The organism is Azospirillum soli (genome assembly GCF_017876165.1).
Classification (GTDB): Bacteria; Pseudomonadota; Alphaproteobacteria; order Azospirillales; family Azospirillaceae; genus Azospirillum; species Azospirillum soli.
Genome location: NZ_JAGINQ010000006.1, coordinates 120512 through 136915, shown reverse-complemented (window position 1 = coordinate 136915; position 16404 = coordinate 120512). Strand labels below are relative to the sequence as shown.

General features: G+C 68.9%; 17 protein-coding genes. 9 read left to right on the top strand and 8 right to left on the bottom strand.

Annotated features, from left to right (window positions below):
• Window positions 1-37 precede the first annotated feature (37 nt).
• The 4 genes from ilvD to hflX form a co-directional block, all read right to left on the bottom strand.
• A complete protein-coding gene (gene ilvD, locus J2852_RS11815; protein ID WP_209875562.1) occupies window positions 38-1903 on the bottom strand; it encodes a dihydroxy-acid dehydratase in 1866 nt (621 codons plus the stop codon).
• A gap of 124 nt (window positions 1904-2027) precedes the next feature.
• Complete coding sequence (locus tag J2852_RS11810) at window positions 2028-2438, bottom strand: DUF2934 domain-containing protein (RefSeq protein ID WP_209875560.1); 411 nt, start codon at window positions 2436-2438, stop codon at window positions 2028-2030.
• A gap of 13 nt (window positions 2439-2451) precedes the next feature.
• Entirely contained in the window at window positions 2452-3273 is an 822-nt protein-coding gene (locus J2852_RS11805; RefSeq protein ID WP_209875558.1) for an FRG domain-containing protein, read from the bottom strand.
• A gap of 18 nt (window positions 3274-3291) precedes the next feature.
• Window positions 3292-4680, bottom strand: coding sequence for a GTPase HflX (hflX, locus tag J2852_RS11800; RefSeq protein ID WP_209875556.1), 1389 nt, complete (start codon window positions 4678-4680; stop codon window positions 3292-3294).
• Window positions 4681-4802: 122 nt separating this feature from the next.
• Between hflX and J2852_RS11795 the strand changes: the two genes are divergently transcribed.
• The 5 genes from J2852_RS11795 to J2852_RS11775 all read left to right on the top strand — a co-directional run bounded on the left by J2852_RS11795 (window position 4803) and on the right by J2852_RS11775 (window position 8934).
• Complete coding sequence (locus J2852_RS11795; RefSeq protein ID WP_209875554.1) at window positions 4803-6401, top strand: glycosyltransferase family 39 protein; 1599 nt, start codon at window positions 4803-4805, stop codon at window positions 6399-6401.
• A gap of 100 nt (window positions 6402-6501) precedes the next feature.
• Window positions 6502-7194, top strand: coding sequence for a helix-turn-helix domain-containing protein (locus J2852_RS11790; RefSeq protein WP_209875552.1), 693 nt, complete (start codon window positions 6502-6504; stop codon window positions 7192-7194).
• A 136-nt stretch (window positions 7195-7330) separates the two neighbouring features.
• On the top strand, window positions 7331-7777 hold the full coding sequence (locus J2852_RS11785; RefSeq protein WP_209875549.1) for a phasin family protein: 447 nt from the start codon (window positions 7331-7333) through the stop codon (window positions 7775-7777).
• Between the two features lie 131 nt (window positions 7778-7908).
• Window positions 7909-8244 (top strand): tRNA-binding protein, encoded by a 336-nt coding sequence (locus tag J2852_RS11780; RefSeq protein WP_209875547.1) that lies wholly within the window; start codon window positions 7909-7911, stop codon window positions 8242-8244.
• A 12-nt stretch (window positions 8245-8256) separates the two neighbouring features.
• Complete coding sequence (locus J2852_RS11775) at window positions 8257-8934, top strand: methyltransferase domain-containing protein (protein ID WP_343206725.1); 678 nt, start codon at window positions 8257-8259, stop codon at window positions 8932-8934.
• 19 nt (window positions 8935-8953) lie between these two features.
• Here J2852_RS11775 and J2852_RS11770 read toward each other — a convergent pair whose 3' ends face one another.
• Window positions 8954-10318: an ATP-binding protein gene (locus J2852_RS11770; RefSeq protein ID WP_209875545.1), complete on the bottom strand. Its 1365-nt coding sequence runs from the start codon at window positions 10316-10318 to the stop codon at window positions 8954-8956.
• A gap of 25 nt (window positions 10319-10343) precedes the next feature.
• Entirely contained in the window at window positions 10344-11051 is a 708-nt protein-coding gene (locus J2852_RS11765; RefSeq protein ID WP_209875543.1) for a response regulator, read from the bottom strand.
• Window positions 11052-11206: 155 nt separating this feature from the next.
• Here J2852_RS11765 and J2852_RS11760 point away from each other — a divergent pair, with 155 nt between their 5' ends.
• Window positions 11207-12268 carry a DMT family transporter gene (locus tag J2852_RS11760; RefSeq protein ID WP_209875541.1) on the top strand — a complete coding sequence of 354 codons (1062 nt, stop codon included), beginning with the start codon at window positions 11207-11209 and terminating at the stop codon, window positions 12266-12268.
• 23 nt (window positions 12269-12291) lie between these two features.
• Here J2852_RS11760 and J2852_RS11755 read toward each other — a convergent pair whose 3' ends face one another.
• Window positions 12292-14430 carry an ATP-binding protein gene (locus J2852_RS11755; protein WP_209875539.1) on the bottom strand — a complete coding sequence of 713 codons (2139 nt, stop codon included), beginning with the start codon at window positions 14428-14430 and terminating at the stop codon, window positions 12292-12294.
• Between the two features lie 450 nt (window positions 14431-14880).
• Between J2852_RS11755 and J2852_RS11750 the strand changes: the two genes are divergently transcribed.
• The 3 genes from J2852_RS11750 to J2852_RS11740 all read left to right on the top strand — a co-directional run bounded on the left by J2852_RS11750 (window position 14881) and on the right by J2852_RS11740 (window position 15816).
• A complete protein-coding gene (locus J2852_RS11750) occupies window positions 14881-15090 on the top strand; it encodes a cold-shock protein (protein WP_209875537.1) in 210 nt (69 codons plus the stop codon).
• Window positions 15091-15233: 143 nt separating this feature from the next.
• The gene (gene infA, locus J2852_RS11745) at window positions 15234-15509 is read left to right on the top strand and encodes a translation initiation factor IF-1 (RefSeq protein WP_209875535.1); all 276 of its coding nucleotides are present in this window, start codon (window positions 15234-15236) and stop codon (window positions 15507-15509) included.
• Window positions 15510-15576: 67 nt separating this feature from the next.
• Window positions 15577-15816, top strand: a complete 240-nt coding sequence (locus tag J2852_RS11740) for a hypothetical protein (RefSeq protein WP_209875533.1) — start codon at window positions 15577-15579, stop codon at window positions 15814-15816.
• 33 nt (window positions 15817-15849) lie between these two features.
• On the opposite strand, the gene J2852_RS11735 is transcribed toward J2852_RS11740, so the two are convergent.
• Complete coding sequence (locus J2852_RS11735; RefSeq protein ID WP_209875531.1) at window positions 15850-16362, bottom strand: MarR family winged helix-turn-helix transcriptional regulator; 513 nt, start codon at window positions 16360-16362, stop codon at window positions 15850-15852.
• Between the last annotated feature and the right edge of the window lie 42 nt (window positions 16363-16404).

Genomic DNA, 16404 nt, shown 5'->3' with positions numbered 1-16404 from the left:
TGCAGGCCGTTCTCCGATTCGCCTCCGGCCCTCCGGCTCAGCGCTGGACGGCGATGCCCTCGACCTGGGATACGTCGCGAACCGCGCCCCGGTCGGCGCTGGTGGTCAGCGCGGCGTAGGCGCGCAGCGCCGGGGAGACGATGCGGTTGCGCGTCGCCGGCTTCCAGGCGGCGGTTCCCTTGGCGTTCATGGCGTCGCGGCGGCGGGCCAGCTCCTCGTCCGGCACGGCCAGCGTGATGCGGCGGTTGGGGATGTCGATCTCGATGCGGTCGCCTTCCTCGACCAGACCGATGGTGCCGCCCTGCGCCGCTTCCGGCGAGACGTGGCCGATGGACAGGCCCGACGACCCGCCGGAGAAGCGGCCGTCCGTCACCAGGGCGCAGACCTTGCCGAGGCCCTTCGACTTCAGATAGCTGGTCGGGTACAGCATCTCCTGCATGCCGGGGCCGCCGCGCGGGCCTTCGTAGCGGACGATCACGATGTCGCCCGGCTTCACCTTGTCGCCCAGGATGGCCTCGACCGCCTCGTCCTGGCTTTCGAACACGCGGGCCGGGCCGGCGAAGGTCAGGATGGACTCGTCCACGCCCGCCGTCTTCACGATGCAGCCCTTCTCGGCGACGTTGCCGAACAGCACGGCGAGGCCGCCGTCCTTGCTGAAGGCGTGCTCGGCCGAGCGGATGACGCCCTTCTCGCGGTCCAGGTCCAGCTCCGGCCAGCGCTTTTCCTGGCTGAAGGCGATGGTGGTCGGGATGCCGCCGGGGGCGGCCTTGTACATGGTGTGGACGCCCTGGTCCTGGGTGCGCGTCACGTCCCAGCGCTCGATGGCCTCGCCCAGCGTCTTGGCGTGCACCATCGGCACGTCGCGGTTCAGCAGGCCGGCACGGTCAAGCTCGCCCAGGATGCCGAAGATGCCGCCGGCGCGGTGCACGTCCTCGATGTGCACGTCCGCAACGGCCGGAGCGACCTTGCAGACGTTGGGGACGCGGCGCGACAGCCGGTCGATGTCGGCCATGGTGAAATCGACCCCGCCTTCCTGCGCGGCGGCCAGCAGGTGCAGCACCGTGTTGGTGGAGCCGCCCATGGCGATGTCCAGCGTCATGGCGTTCTCGAACGCCTCGAAGGTGGCGATGCCGCGCGGCAGGGCGGTGGCGTCCTCCTCCTGGTACCAGCGGCGGCACAGCTCCACCGCCATGCGGCCGGCGGCGAGGAACAGCTCCTTGCGGTCGGCGTGGGTCGCCAGGATGGTGCCGTTGCCCGGCAGCGACAGGCCCAGCGCCTCGGTCAGGCAGTTCATGGAGTTGGCGGTGAACATGCCCGAGCAGGACCCGCAGGTCGGGCAGGAGCCGCGCTCCATCTCCGCCGCCTCCTCGTCCGACACGGTCGGGTCGGCGGCGGCGATCATGGCGTCGATCAGGTCCACGGACTTGGTCTTGCCGCGCCAGTTGACCTTGCCGGCCTCCATCGGGCCACCCGACACGAAGACGGCCGGGATGTTCAGCCGCATGGCGGCCATCAGCATGCCCGGCGTGATCTTGTCGCAGTTGGAGATGCAGACCAGCGCGTCGGCGCAGTGGGCGTTGACCATGTATTCCACGGCGTCGGCGATCAGCTCGCGCGAGGGCAGGCTGTAAAGCATGCCGTCGTGGCCCATGGCGATGCCGTCATCCACGGCGATGGTGTTGAATTCCTTGGCGACGCCGCCGGCCTTCTCGATCTCGCGGGCGACCAGCTGGCCCAGATCCTTCAGGTGGACGTGGCCCGGCACGAACTGCGTGAAGGAGTTGGCGATGGCGATGATCGGCTTGCCGAAATCGCCGTCCTTCATGCCCGTCGCGCGCCAAAGGCCGCGCGCGCCCGCCATGTTGCGGCCGTGCGTGGAGGTGCGGGAGCGATAATGCGGCATGGGTCTACCTCGAAGGATCGAACATTGCGTGCGGGGTCAAGTGGGCCGCAACACTAGCAATCCCGAGGGGTAGAAACCAGACTTCCGTTGCGCAGAGCAGTCCCGCGCCCGCAGGTGCGGGGGGTTACGGCGAAGCGTCCTTCTTGGCGGCCTTGGCGGTCTTCCCGCGCGAGGCGCCGCCGCGCGAGATCTGCCCGCCGGTCTTGGTAGTCCCGGTCTGCTCGGTCCGGCCGGCGGCGACCGCCGACAGGTTCTCCGCCGCCGCGCGCGTGCCGCGCTTGACGCCGCTCTTGCTCTCGCCGGCCTTGCCTTCTCCGGAGCCGCCGTTCTTCGGCTTCGCGGCGGCCTTTGTGGCCGTCTTGCCTTTGCCCGCAGCCTTGGCCGGCTTTTCCGTTCCGGCCTTTTCAGACTGGGCCTCGGCGCGGATTTCGGCCTCGGCCTGCGCCCAATGTTCGTCGTGCTTGCCGTGCGGCTTGCCTTCGCGCTCCCAGATTTCGTGGGCGCGGCGCTCGATGCGTTGGTTGATGTCGCTCATGCAACTCGTCTCCTCACCACAGCCATTCCGCGACCCACTTCTGATGCGCGCAGAGCCCCGGCAGATCGGGGAACAGCTTGCCGGTTTCAACGCCCAGTCGGTTGAGGTGCTTCAGGATGTCCAGCCGCGCGGGGCCGGGCACCGTGATGCGCGTGAGCCGCAACCCCTCCCGCTCCGCGAGATCGGGAAAAGACGTTTCTGACAGCTGTTCCTCGAAGCTGAACAGACCCTCCTGCGAGGCAATCCGGGAGGATAGGTTCGGCGGGCTGAACAGATGGACCGCGTCGGCCTGGATCCGATCCGCATCGTCGTTGTTCTCGGCGGGGGCGATCCGGCCCTTTCCGCGCGGCTTCATGGCGGGCAGCTTGTCGAGCGGCAGCATGTGGCGGTGGCTGTCCACGTGATCGCTGACCTCCCACAGGAAGACGTAAACATCCGCCCAATGTTCCGGCTTGGCGTAGCGGCCCCGGTTGTTGACCGCGAAATAGAGCGCGATCAGCGGGTTTCGCGTCCAGTCCAGCAGCCTCGTCGGCAACTGGTGGTGCTGCGCCACCGCCAGCCAATTGAGATGGCAGCCGGGCGTCGTTTCCAGAAAGGGAAGCGACTGTCGCTGGAAATTCTCGATCAGCCGCTCCTCATACTCCCACAGCTCCAGCGGTTCGCGGGCGCGGCGGGTGTCGGCGCGGATGGCCCGGTTGCGCTGCCAACTGCGGACCACGGTCGGCTTCATGTCCTCCACCGGGTCCTTGGAACCCCGGTAGCTGACCGTGTGCTCCGACAGGCCGGAAATGAAGTCGATGTAGTCGATCAGTGATTCGATCCGCACCTCGCGCATGGTGGACCTATCGTTTTTCTACCCTGCGAACTGGTTTTCGAACCGTGCGACGTCCGCCTGGTCGAGCGCCACGCGCAGGTGGGCCACGCTGTCCTCGTCACGGCGGTCGAGCACCTGCCCGTGCTCGTAGAGCCAGGCCAGCGCCCGGCCGTCGCTGAGCGGCACGTCCAGCTCCACCACGCGGCGCTCGCTGGACAGGCGGTGGTCCAGCAGCTCGCGCAGGTCGTCCAGCCCCATCCCGGTCAGGGCCGACACGGCGACCGCGCGTTCCGCGCCTTCGATCATCCGCTGATTGGCGAGCCGCAGGGTCAGCGCACCGCGCGCCGTGGCCGGCATCTGGTCGATCTTGTTCAGCACCTCAATGACGCGCTGGTCGTTCTCCGCGTCGATGCCCAGGTCGGCCAGCACGGCCTGGACGTCCTCCTTCTGCGCGTCGGTGTCGGGGTGGGACGCGTCGCGGACGTGCAGGATCAGGTCGGCCGCCTGCACCTCCTCCAGCGTGGCGCGGAAGGCGGCGACCAGCTGGGTCGGCAAGTCGGACACGAAACCCACCGTGTCGGACAGCGCGATGGTCCGCCCGGAGGGCAGGGGAACCTGACGCACGGTCGGGTCCAGCGTGGCGAACAGCATGTCCTCCGCCGTCACGTCGGCGCCGGACAGCCGGTTGAACAGGGTGGACTTGCCGGCGTTGGTGTAGCCGACCAGGGCAACCAGCGGCGTGGCGCCGCGCTGGCGGGCGGCGCGGTGCAGGGTGCGGGTGCGCCGGACCTCCTCCAGTTCCCGCTTCAGGCGGGTGATGCGCTCGGCGATCAGGCGCCGGTCCAACTCCAGCTGGCTTTCGCCGGGACCGCCCAGGAAGCCGAAGCCGCCGCGCTGCCGGCCCAGGTGGGTCCAGGACCGCACCAGCCGGGAACGCTGGTAGGTGAGCGCCGCCAGCTCCACCTGCAACTGGCCCTCGCGGGTGTGGGCGCGCTCCCCGAAGATTTCCAGGATCAGGCCGGTACGGTCGATCACCTTGGCCATGCACATCCGTTCCAGATTGCGCTGCTGCACCGGGGACAGCGCGTGGTCGATGACCACCAGATCGGCGTGGAAAGCCTCCACCAGACCGCCGATGCGCTCCGCCGTGCCGCGCCCGAACAGGGTCGCCGGGTCGGTCCGCGCGATCCGGATCACCTCCGCGTGCGGCACCTCCAGCCGGATCGCCTGCGCCAACCCGATGGCCTCGGCCAACCGGGCCTCCGGCTGCCGCGCCGTATCCGGAGCGCCGGGCAGCAACGGCAGGATGACGAGCGCGCGGCCGGTCGGGGGTGTCTTGCCGTCGGTTGATTGGGCGGTGGATTGCGTGGCGGATTGGGCGGCGGAATCGGCGGTGCGGAGCGGGGGGCGGTCGTCGGGATCTGGCATTGGCGCGGCAAAGCTCCTTCGATCCAGAGTTGTGGCTCGCATCCAACAGCCAAGCATCGTGGCGGTTCCCAAACCGACCGGATTCGTGCACAACGCCGCCAGACCCAACGCCCGAGTTCCGCATGACCTCCACCGACCGGACCGCCGTCTTCACCGTCTCCAATCCCCAGGCCCGTCCCTGGTGGGTGCTGTGCGCGGCGCTTGCCGTCCTGATGGTGGCGTCGTCGCTGGCGGTCGGGTTCCGGCTGCCCTACTGGGCGCACGCCGACCAGGATCTCGTGCTGGCCTATCACGGGCTGCTGTTCAACGAAGGCCTGCCGCAGGAGTATTTCGACCACCCCGGTTACACCTATTTCCTGGTGATCGCGGGCTGGTATCGGCTGCTGCACGCGCTGGGGCTGATGCCCATCATCACGCTGTCGGCCCTGCCGCCGGTCGCCGACACCGCCGCTTACGCCGCCGCGTGGCAGACGCTGGTGGAGGCCGGGCGGGCGCTGTCCATCGCCATCACCACGGGTTTCGTCCTGGTCTACGCGACGCTGGTCCGTTCGCTGGTCGGCGATCGGTGCATCGCGATTCTCGCCGCGGTTGTCCTGGCCTTCGGCATCGGTGTGACCACCCAGGCGCGGCAGATGCGCACCGACCTGCTCTCGGCGTCCTTCGTGGTGACGGCGCTTCTGCTCGTGCTGGTCGCGGTGCGCACGGCGCCGGGATGGCGTCCGGTCGCGCTGCTCGCGCTTGGGGGGCTGCTCGCGTCGCTCGCGGTTGTCACCAAGATTCAGGCGATCTTTCTGGCGATGGGCATTCCGGTCATCGCGCTCGTCTTCGGCCGGCGCTTCACGGGTGAAGCGGGCTCCTGGCTGGTTGCGGGCGTCCTGGCCCTGCTTGCCGCCGTCGCCGCGCTTCCCGCCGTCGGCCTGATCCAGCACGGCATCGCCAGCGCCGGGCAGTCGCTCTATCCCTACCGCAGCGTCGGCGGCGGGCTGTCCGGCCTGTACCAGGGCGTGATCGTCGGCTGGGTGTTCCTCGCCATGGCGGTTTACGCCGCCGTCTGGCGCGTGCGCCCGGCCCACGCGCTGGCCTGCATGGGCGCGGTCGCCCTGGGTCTGGCGCTCGGCGTGCTCGCGCTGACCATCCGCCCGCACGAACAGAACGTCATCGCCGTGTCGAACCTGATCGAGCATATGTTTGTCTTCTCCTCCTGGAAGCACCAGACAGCGCTCCAGGGGCAGGAGCAGATCCTGTCCGACAGCCTGTTCATGCTGCTGGCAAAGGGCGTGTGGCGCACGCTGGCGATCCGCACCATCGTGCTGCACCCCGACAACATCCCGCAGACCATCGTCGTGGAGTGGTTCGCGCTGGCCGGGGCGTTCGTCCTGTGGCGCCGGGGCGAGCGGCTGGCCGCGTTCCAGGCGGTGTTTCTGCTGCTGGTCGCCTGGGGGCTGGAGGCACTGTTCTCCCTGCGCGGGTTCCAGCGTGCTTACGCGGCCTACACGGATCCCCTGGCCGCGCTGTCCGCCGCCTGGGTTCTGGTGCGCTTTCCTGGCCTGCTGGAACGCGCCAAGCCGCGCCGCTGGATATACGGCACGGTGGCGCTGGTCGTCGTGGTGGCCCATGTCTGGCCGGTCATCGAGGCCCGCCGCCTGCCGGACCCGTCGGGCCACTGCTATTGGATTCCCTCCTACATGAAGCGCGTCGAGCCGTTCCCCTTCTGCAAGTGACGGCTTCATCCGGGGGCCGTTCTGGCCTGCGCGGCCGGCCCCCCTGTCTCCTGAGGATCGGCGCCCCCACATAAGCTCTCGTCAAACGACGAGGCTTTTCATGTCCATCAACGACACCGCCACGGACGATTCGCCCACGCCCGAGTCCACCCCCGACGACCTCGACCACCGGGTGGCCGAGGCCGCCATGCGTCTCGCGGCGGAGAAGGGGTGGCGCCGCACCGGCCTGCTGGAGGTGGCGCGGGCGTCCGGGGTGGCGCTCGACCGCTTCTACCGGCGCTATCCCGACCGTGCCGACGTGCTGGCCGCCGTCTCGCGGATCGCCGACACCGCCGTGCTGGCCGGCGACATGCCCTTCGACGAGGAGGAGGGCGCCCGCGACCGCCTGTTCGATGTGATGATGCGGCGCTATGACGCGCTGCTGCCCTACCGCGACGGCCTGCGCGCCGTCGTCCGCGACCTGCGGGCGGAGCCGCTGACCGCACTGGCCTTCTCCCGCCACTTCGGGCGGTCCATGGCCTGGATGCTGCGCGCCGCCGGGGTGGAGGCGGACGGGCGCGGCGGGGCGTTGCTGACCGCCGGTCTCGGCGCCGTTCAGGCGCGCGTCATGCGCGTGTTCCTGGAGGACGACACCGCCGACCTCGCCCGCACCATGGCGGCGCTGGACGCCGAACTGCGCCGGGCGGAGCGGTGGGCCGCGACTCTCCGGCGGAGACCGCAAGCATCAAGAACCCAAGCATCAGGCACCCAAGGATCAGGTCCGGCGGAACCCGCCGACGCGCCCGCCGGTTGAAGGTGTGTCGGCTGCGGCGTAAAGTTTGTTGCGTTGCACAAACGCGTTGACTATCTTTTCGGCGCTCTGCATAGTCGCGCTTCAGGTATGTTGCGCCGCAATATGCTGATAAAACCTTTCGTCGGGGGTGAGAAACATGGCCAAGCAGTCGTCCGGTAACCCGTTCCTCGATTTCGACATTTCCAAGACGCTGGGCGATTTCAAGGTCCCCGGTCTTGACGTCGAAGCCATTATGGCTAGCCAGCGCAAGAACATCGAGGCGGTGACCGCCGCCAACCAGCTGGCGATCGAAGGGCTGCAGGCCGTGCTCCGCCGTCAGGCGGAAATCCTCCGCGCGTCGGTGGAAGAGAGCAGCAACTACGTCAACCAGGTCGTCGCCGCCGGCACCCCGGAGGAGAAGGCCGCCAAGCAGACCGAACTGGCCAAGGCCGCCTTCGAAAAGGCGCTGGCCAACGCCCGCGAGCTGGCCGAACTGGTTGCCAAGTCCAACAGCGAAGCCGCCGAGATCCTCTCCAAGCGCGTGTCGGAGAGCCTGGACGAGGTCAAGGCCGCCATCGCCAAGACCCAGTCGGCCCGCAAGTAAGCGTCGGCTCGCACGCGAACGCTCCGCCTTCGGACGTTTCCCGCAAAGGGCCGCCCACCGGGCGGCCCTTTCGCGTTTCCGGAACCGGTGCTAGCCTTGCCCGCAACGAACCAACGGGCCAGGGAAAGACCGTGACCATCACCTACGACGACTTCCTGAAGGTGGACATCCGCGTCGGCACCATCACGGCGGCCGAACCCTTTCCGGAGGCGCGCAAGCCCGCCTACAAGCTGACCGTCGATTTCGGCCCGGAGATCGGCACCAAGCGCAGCTCGGCCCAGATCACCCGCCATTACGCCCTGGATGAGCTGGTCGGCCGGCAGGTTCTCGCCGTGGTGAATTTTCCGCCCAAGCGCATCGGCCCCTTCACCAGCGAGGTTCTGTGCCTGGGCCTGCCCGATGCCGAGGGGGAGGTCGTCCTCGTCGGTCCCGGCCAGACCGTCCCCAACGGCGGGCGCCTTTACTGAGGAACCCGGATCGTGAGCATCGCCGACTCCTTCAACCGCGCCGCCCCGCAGTATGACGGGCTGCGGCGCGCGCTGATTCCCTGCTTCGACGACTTCTACGGGACGGCGGCGGCGCTGCTCGGCGATCCGTCCGGTGCGCCTCTGCGGGTCCTCGACCTCGGGGCCGGCACCGGCCTGCTGTCCGCCTTCGTGCGCGAGCGGTTCCCGGCCGCCCGCATCACGCTGCTTGACCTCGCCGACGACATGCTTGCCGTGGCGTGCCGCCGGTTCGAAGGGGACACGAACGTGGAGTTCCGCACCGCCGACTACATCGACGGCGACCTCGGCGGTCCCTACGACGCGGTGGTCTCCGCCCTGTCGATCCACCATCTGGAGCATCCGGCCAAGCAGGCGCTGTTCCGGCGGATTTTCGCGGTGCTCGCCCCCGGCGGGCGCTTCGTCAACGCCGATCAGGCGGAAGGGCCGACTCCGGCGCTCGCCAAGCTTTATGACGAGACCTGGGTGCGGCAGGTCCGCGCCAACGGAGTCGGTGATGCGGAATTCGCGGCCGCCCGCCAGCGCCAGACCTTCGACCGCATGGCCCCGCTCGCCGATCAGCTTCGCTGGCTGACCGAGGCCGGCTTCGCCGACGTGGACTGCGTCTACAAGAACTGGAGCTTCGTGGTGTACGGCGGGCGGAAGCCGGCCTGACGGCCCTTTTCCGATTGCCCTACAGCGGCAAACGCACCAGCACCCGCAATCCGCCGTGCGGGCTGTCGCCGAGCGTGATGTCGCCGCCGTGGCTGCGCACCACGTCGCGGGCGATGGTCAGGCCCAGGCCGGCGCCGCCCGTGTCCCGGTTGCGCGAGCTGTCCAGGCGGAAGAAGGGCTTGAACACGTCGTCGCGCGACTTGGCGGGAATGCCCGGACCGTCGTCGTCGATCACGATGTCGATGGCGCCACGCCGCCGTTCCGCCCGCACCCAGATGCGCGTGCCGTGACGCCGCGCGTTGGACAGCAGGTTGGCGAGGCACCGGCGCGTGGCGTTCGGCCGCAGGGGCAGGAACAGATCCTCCTCCAGCGTGTCCAGCATCACGTCCGCTCCCTCACGCCGGGCGCCGGCCACGACCTCGTTCAGGATGCGGGTCAGATCGCTGGGCTGCACGGCCTCCGTCCCCTCGCCGCGCGCGAAGGCCAGATAGCCTTCGATCATCATCTCCATCTCGGCGACGTCGGTCATCAGCTCCTCGACCTCCGGCCCGTCGCCCAGCATGTCCAGCGCCAGCTTCATGCGGGTCAGCGGCGTGCGCAGGTCGTGGCTGACGCCGGCCAGCATCTCGGTGCGCTGGTTGATCTGGCGCTGGATGCGCTCGCGCATCAGCAGGAAGGCGGAGGCCGCCTGCCGCACCTCGGTGGCGCCCTCCGGCTTGAAGTTCTGCACCTCGCGCCCCTTGCCCAGCGCCTCGGCGGCGGCGGCCAGCCGCTTGATGGGGCGAATCTGGTTGCGCATGAAGACGATGGCGACCGTGAACAGCACGCTGGCCGAGCCGATCATCCACAGGATGAAGATGTAGCTGGTCGGGCTGAACAGCCGCCGCTCCGGCGACATGACGGACAGCACGCCGTCGGGCATCTGCACGCGGATCTCGTACCATTCGTGCGCGACGCGGGTGTTGATGGCGAAGGGCCGCCGCACGCGCTCGTCCAGCGCCTTGCCCAGCGCGCGTTCCAGCATGCCGCGCAACGGCGGGCGCGGTTCCGGCAGCGTACGGTCGGGCTCCAGCGTCACGATCAGATCGGTGCTGCGCGCGGTGGTGGCGAGCGTCCAGTTGCGCCCCTCCGGCGTCGGGTCGTGCTCCAGCATGCCGATGACCATGCCGATGTCGCCGGCCACGCCGAAGGCGAGGCGGTTGGTCACCGTCTCCCAATGCCGGTCGTAGAAAATCCAGGTCGCCACCGCCTGGGCCAGGATGACCGGCGTGACGATGATCAGCAGGGACCGTCCGAACAGGGTGCGCGGCAGGAACCGCTTCAACCCCAACGGCGCCAATCCGCGGCGCGGCGCCGCCGGCCCAGCGGCGGTCTCCGCGCTCATGGCCTGTTCCTCATGGGACCGTTCCTCATGAATCCGGCCTCAGCACATAGCCCTCGCCGCGCACGGTGTGCAGGTAGCGCGGCTCGCGCGGGTCGGGCTCGATCTTGCGGCGCAGGCGGGTCACCTGCACGTCGATGGTGCGGGCGTTGCCGGCGACCTTGCTGCGCTCGGTCAGTTCCTCGCGGGTGAAGGTCATGCCGGGGGAGGCGGCGAGGATGCGCAGCAGGCTGGCCTCCGCCGTGGTCAGGCGGATGACCTCCTCGCCAGCGCGCAGCTCGTCGCGGTCCGGCAGATAGATCAGCGGGCCGAGCCGCACCGGCTGCGGCGGTGCCGGTTCCGGCGGGCGGCTGGCCTGCCGGCGCAGGATGGAGTTGATGCGCAGCAGCAGTTCGCGTGGGTTGAAGGGCTTGGCGAGATAATCGTCGGCGCCCGCCTCCAGCCCGGCGATGCGGTCGTCCGGCTCGCCCCGCGCGGTCAGCAGCAGGATGGGGATGTCGCGCTGCTTGCGTAGCGATTCGGTCAGCTCCAGCCCGTTCTCGCCCGGCATCATGATGTCGAGCACCAGCAGGTCGAAGTCGAGACCGGCCAGCTTCGCCCGCGCGTCGGCGGCATCCTTCGCGGTGGTCACCAGAAAGCCGTTGCCGGCGAGATACTTGCGCAGCAGTTCACGCAGGCGGGTGTCGTCGTCGACGACCAGGATATGGGGCAGGATGTCGGGCTGGTCTTCGGTCATGCGGCGACTATAGCGCGCGGACCGGGATTGCTCCAACGGGCGTCGTCGGCCGGCGTTTCCAGCGGCGAAACGCTCGACGGCGCCGACCCCTTGCACCATCTTCCCAAAAACCGTTTGGCCCAAAACCGTTCGGCTTCGTTCCAGGGAACCGCACCGTGACACACCGGTGGCAAGGCATTGCTTACGCTCTTCTTTCCGCCGCGCTGTTCGGCGCCAGCACGCCCTTCGCCAAAGCGCTGCTGGGCGAGATCGGGCCGTGGATGCTGGCCGGCTTGCTCTATCTCGGCTCCGGGCTGGGGTTGGCGGTCCTGCACCTTGTTCATCGGCTGCGCGGCGGCCTGTCGGCGGAGGCGCCGCTGGCGCGCCGCGATCTGCCATGGCTTGCCGCCGTCGTGCTGGCCGGAGGCGTCGCCGGGCCGGTGCTGCTGATGCAGGGCCTGTCCACCACGCCGGCCTCGACCGCTTCGCTGCTGCTGAATCTGGAAGGGCTGTTCACGCTGGGCATCGCCTGGGTGGTGTTCCGGGAGAATGTGGACCGGCGCATTGCGCTGGGCGCGGCGGCCATCCTCGCCGGTGCCGTCCTATTGTCCTGGGGTGGTGGGGGGAACGGCGGGCCGGAAAGTGTCGGACAAGGCGGCCTGTTCATCGCCGCCGCCTGCCTCGCCTGGGGTATCGACAATAACCTGACGCGCAAGCTGTCGTCGGCCGATCCGCTCCAGATCGCCATGGTCAAGGGGATGGCCGCCGGGGTGGTGAACAGCGCGCTCGCCCTGTCGGCCGGCGCCGCGCTGCCGTCGCCAGGCCTTCTCGCCGGGGCGGCGGTGATCGGCTTCCTTGGCTACGGCATCTCGCTGGCCCTGTTCGTGCTGGCTCTGCGTCATCTCGGTTCGGCCCGGACCGGGGCCTATTTCTCACTGGCGCCCTTCGTCGGAGCCGCCGCCGCGATCCTGGCCTTTGGCGAGCCGCTGACCCTGCGCTTCGTTGCCGCCGCCGCTCTGATGGGCGTCGGCCTCTACCTTCACCTCGTCGAACGGCACGAGCACGAGCACCGGCACGAGGCGACGGAGCACGAGCACCGCCACACCCACGACGAGCATCACCAGCACGAGCATGAGGGCTGGGAAGGGCCGGAGCCGCACAGCCACCCGCACGCCCACGCGCCGCTGGTGCACGCCCACCCGCATTTCCCGGACATCCACCACCGCCACCCGCATTGACGCGTGGTTAAGCTGACGCGTGGTTAAGCGGCCTCGGCAGCCTTGGTCATCTCGGCCAGCGTCGTCAGGATGCTGTCGGGGGAGGCCGGCTTGGTCAGCAGGGCGCAACCCGCCGCCTTGGCCGCGCGAGCCAGATCGGAGGACAGCTCCCCGGTCAGCAGCACCGCCGGCAGTTCCACCCCCAGCGTCGCCCGCAATTCCTGGATGCCGCTCAGCCCGTCCGTGCCGCCCGGCAAGCGGTAGTCGCTGAGAATCGCCGAGGGGGGCTGCAGCGCCGCCCGCGCGGCGGCCAGCGCCGCGTTGAAGGTCTCCACCGCCACCACGCGGGCGCCCGCCTGTTCCAGCACCAGGGTCAGGGAATTGCGTTGCAGGGGGTCGTCCTCGACCACCAGCACGAGGCGCCCGCGCAGCCGCCCCTCCTGACGGCTGTCCTTACGTCCCGCCGCCGTCCTGCCGGTTGTCGGGACTGGTGGGGCGATGGGCGCGGCCCGTGTCGCGATGCGGGGCAGGGTGACCGCGAACACCGACCCCCGCCCGACGCGGGACCGCACGTCCAGCCTGTGCCCCATCAGCCGGGCCGTGCGCTCCACGATGGACAGGCCCAGCCCGGCCCCGCGCGATCCGTCGCGGGCCGGGTTGCCGATCTGGTAAAACTCCTCCCAGATGGTGCCGAGTTCCACGGCCGGGATGCCCTGGCCGCTGTCCCACACCTCGATCCGCGCCTGATCGCCGCGCCGTCGCACGCCGACCACGACGCCGCCCCGCTCCGTGTATTTCACGGCGTTGGACAGCAGGTTGCGCAGGATCTGCTGAAGGCGCGCCGGGTCGCTGCGCACCCAGGCGCTGGTCGGCATGACGGTCAGGCGCAGGCGTTTGGCCTCCGCCTCCGCCCGCACCTCGGCCGCCAGCTGGTCCAGAACGGGGCCGAGGGCGAAGGCGCTTTCCTCCACCGGCACCACGCCGGCCTCCAGCCGCGACAGCGCCAGCAGGTCGTCGAGCAGCCTCTGCCCCGCTTGCAGGGAGGCGGACGCCATGGCGCCCAGCCGATGCAGGTCGGGACTGGCCGATTGCTTCAGCAGAAGGTCGTGGAAGGCGGCGAGCCCCTGCAACGGCTGGCGCAGGTCGTGGCTGACCGTCGCCAGCACCTTCATCTTGGCGAGGTTGGCCATTTCCGCCGTGCGCAGGGCCGACTCCAGCTCCGCCGTGCGCTGGCGCACGCGCTCGTCCAGGCTTTGGTTGTTCCGCACCAGTTCGGCCCGCATAGACGCCTCGCGCCGGATGCCGTTCAGCGCGTTCAGGAACAGCAGGGCCGCCCCGGCGAGTACGCAGGCAGCATAGACCGCCGTCCAGACCGTGCGTTCCCGCCAGCCGGCCAGGATCTCGTCCAGCGGGCGGCTGGCCACGACGACGACGGGGTAGCCTTCCAGCCGGCGTGCGGCGGTGACGTGCGTGTCGTCGATGACCGCCGGGCTGGCCTCCGCCTGTCCCGGGGCAGGCCAGACGGCGGCTGGCGGCGGCGCGCTCTCTTCGGGCGGCCATTGCGCCAGCCGTTCCTTTCCGGCGGTGTAAAGCGCCAGCCGGGAACCGTTGCCCCAGCCGGTCTGCCCGTACAGATTTGAGAAGTGGTCGCTGTGGATTGCGACCACGGCGACGCCGCGCACCCGACCCTCGCCATCGCGGAAGGCGCGGCTAATGGTGAAGCGGTCCTTCTGCGTTCGGGAACCCGGCGCGCTCGGTTCCAGGAACAGAACGCGAGAGGCGTCCTGATGCGCCTTGAAATAGTCCCGGTGGGCGTAGTTGTGGGGTGGCGTCGGGAATTCCCAGGTCCCCAGAACGGCGGTGCCCCACGCGTCCACCACCCAGGCGGCACCGACCTGCGGAATGGCGCGGACGCGCTCGCGCAGCGTGTTCCAGAGGCGGCGGCCCATGTCGGGGTCCTTCAGGTCCCAGGGCTCCAGCGTGTCGATGAAGCTTTGCAGCGCGACGTCGCTCGCCTCGATGGCGCGGCTGGCGTGCTCGTCCAGCAGGCGGGCGGTGGCGGTGACTTCCCGTCGCGCCTGCTCCAGCGTGGCGATGCGATCGCGCCACGCCGACAGCGTGGAGACACCGATGCACAGCGCGCCGAACGCCAGGAAGGCGGCCACCAGACGGGCGCGCTGCATGCCGCATGTCCTCCGGAGGGAATTCTTTTCCGTGCGGACAACTATGAGGGAGGCAGCGCAACCTACGCAATTCGGCCGAAGGGCAGGCCCAAGGTCCCGGTCCCAAGGTTCTGGCTTTGGGGGAGGCCTTAGGATTTCGGCTTTGGGATTTCTGGTCCAAGGCCGCCGTTGGCAGCGTTATCTGTTGGTGTATAAAACAATATGGGGTCACGCCTAATTTGCGGCAATGGCGAACATGTCCTTCGGCCCCCAACCTTGGCACGCGGCGGGCTTCGGGAAAGCAAAAGGCGCATATGGTTGCATCCACTGCGCTCCGGCCCCATTTTAGAGGGGTCGAATTTCTTTGGGTCTACGGTCCTCGTGCAGGCTGCTGCGTCTGGTCGTTCCCCGCAGTCATTTGATGCCTCCGGCATGCGCGCCGGGGGCAACGTCAAGCATGGGACTGTCCGAATGACCACTGGAACCGTGAAATGGTTCAACACCACCAAGGGCTATGGCTTCATCCAGCCGGATGACGGCACGGCCGATGTCTTCGTCCATGCTTCCGCCGTCGAACGGTCCGGGATCGGCAATCTCCGCGAGGGGCAGAAGCTGTCCTACGAGCTGCAGCGCGACCCCAAGAAGGGCAAGTCGTCGGCGGCCAACCTCAAGGCCTTGTAAGCCGCCGCCGTGCAAGCTACTCGTCGTTCGAGTGGCTCTCCAGGGGCGGCAACGGCCGCCCCTTTCTGACCGGCCCTTTTGATCGGCACTGTTCAATCGGTACCCGGGGCCGCGTGGTACGCTTAATTCGAAGGAACGTTTCCATGGCCAAGGAAGACCTGGTCGAGATGGACGGGGTCGTCACCGAGGTTCTGCCAGACGCGCGCTTCCGCGTGCAGCTGGAGGCAGGGCACGAGGTGATGGCCTATGCGTCCGGACGCATGAAGAAGAACCGCATCCGCATCCTGGCCGGCGATCGGGTCACGGTCGAGATGACGCCGTACGACCTGACGAAGGCCCGGATCAACTACCGGCACAAGACCGAAGGCGGTGCGCCGCCGGGTGGCGCCGCGCGGCGTCCGCCGCCCCGGCGCCACTGACGCCGAAGCCGAAGCTGGCTTTGGCCCCGGCCCCCGGCCGGGCTTGAGACGATCACAGGAGGTATGAATGACATCCGACAGCCGTTCCGCCGACCGTAAGGATATCGACTCCATGACCAGGGAGTTCCTCGCCAAGGGGGGCAAGATCGTCCAATGCCCGCCGGGATCGTCGGACAGCGTCGTCTACAAGAAAACCTCGTTCCGCCGCCGGGGCGCTCCGAACGCGGCGGCAACCGCCGAGGCCAAGCCGGCCGAGCCGGAAAGCCCCGCTTCGGATACCCCCGCTTCGGACACCGCGAAGGAGTAGAGCGCCGGTGGCGCTCTCTCCCCTTTTTTCTTCCTAGCGTTTCACCGCCGCGAGGCGGGCCGGTAGTGGCGGCGTGAACTTCGCCCGGTCCTCGTCGTCCAGCATCCCCAGCATGACCTTGCGGAAGCCCTCGACCGCCTCGGCCCCGGCCATGCGGTAGGCGCGGGCGATCCGCTGGCGCTGCGTTTCCGACAGCTGCCGCTCCAGTTCCACGCCCTTCTCGGTCAGTTCCAGAAGCCGCTGCCGGCGGTCGCGCACGCCCGTCTGTTGCAGGATAAAGCCCTGCCGCACCAGCTCGCCCAGGACGCGGGACAGGCTCTGCTTGGTGATTTTCAGGATCGCCAACAGCTCCGACACCGTTATCTTCGGGTAGCGCCCGACGAAATAGATCACGCGGTGGTGCGCCCGGCCGAAGCCGATCTCCGCCAGGATCTCGTCCGGTTCCGCGGTGAACTCCCTGTACGCATAGAACAGGAGTTCCATGCCCGTGCGCAGCTCTTCCTCCCGGAGGAACAGCTGGTTCACGCCTGCTTTTATGTCAGCCATGTTGACGTGATTGGTGCGAATCGTTACAAATGGGTCAGCAAC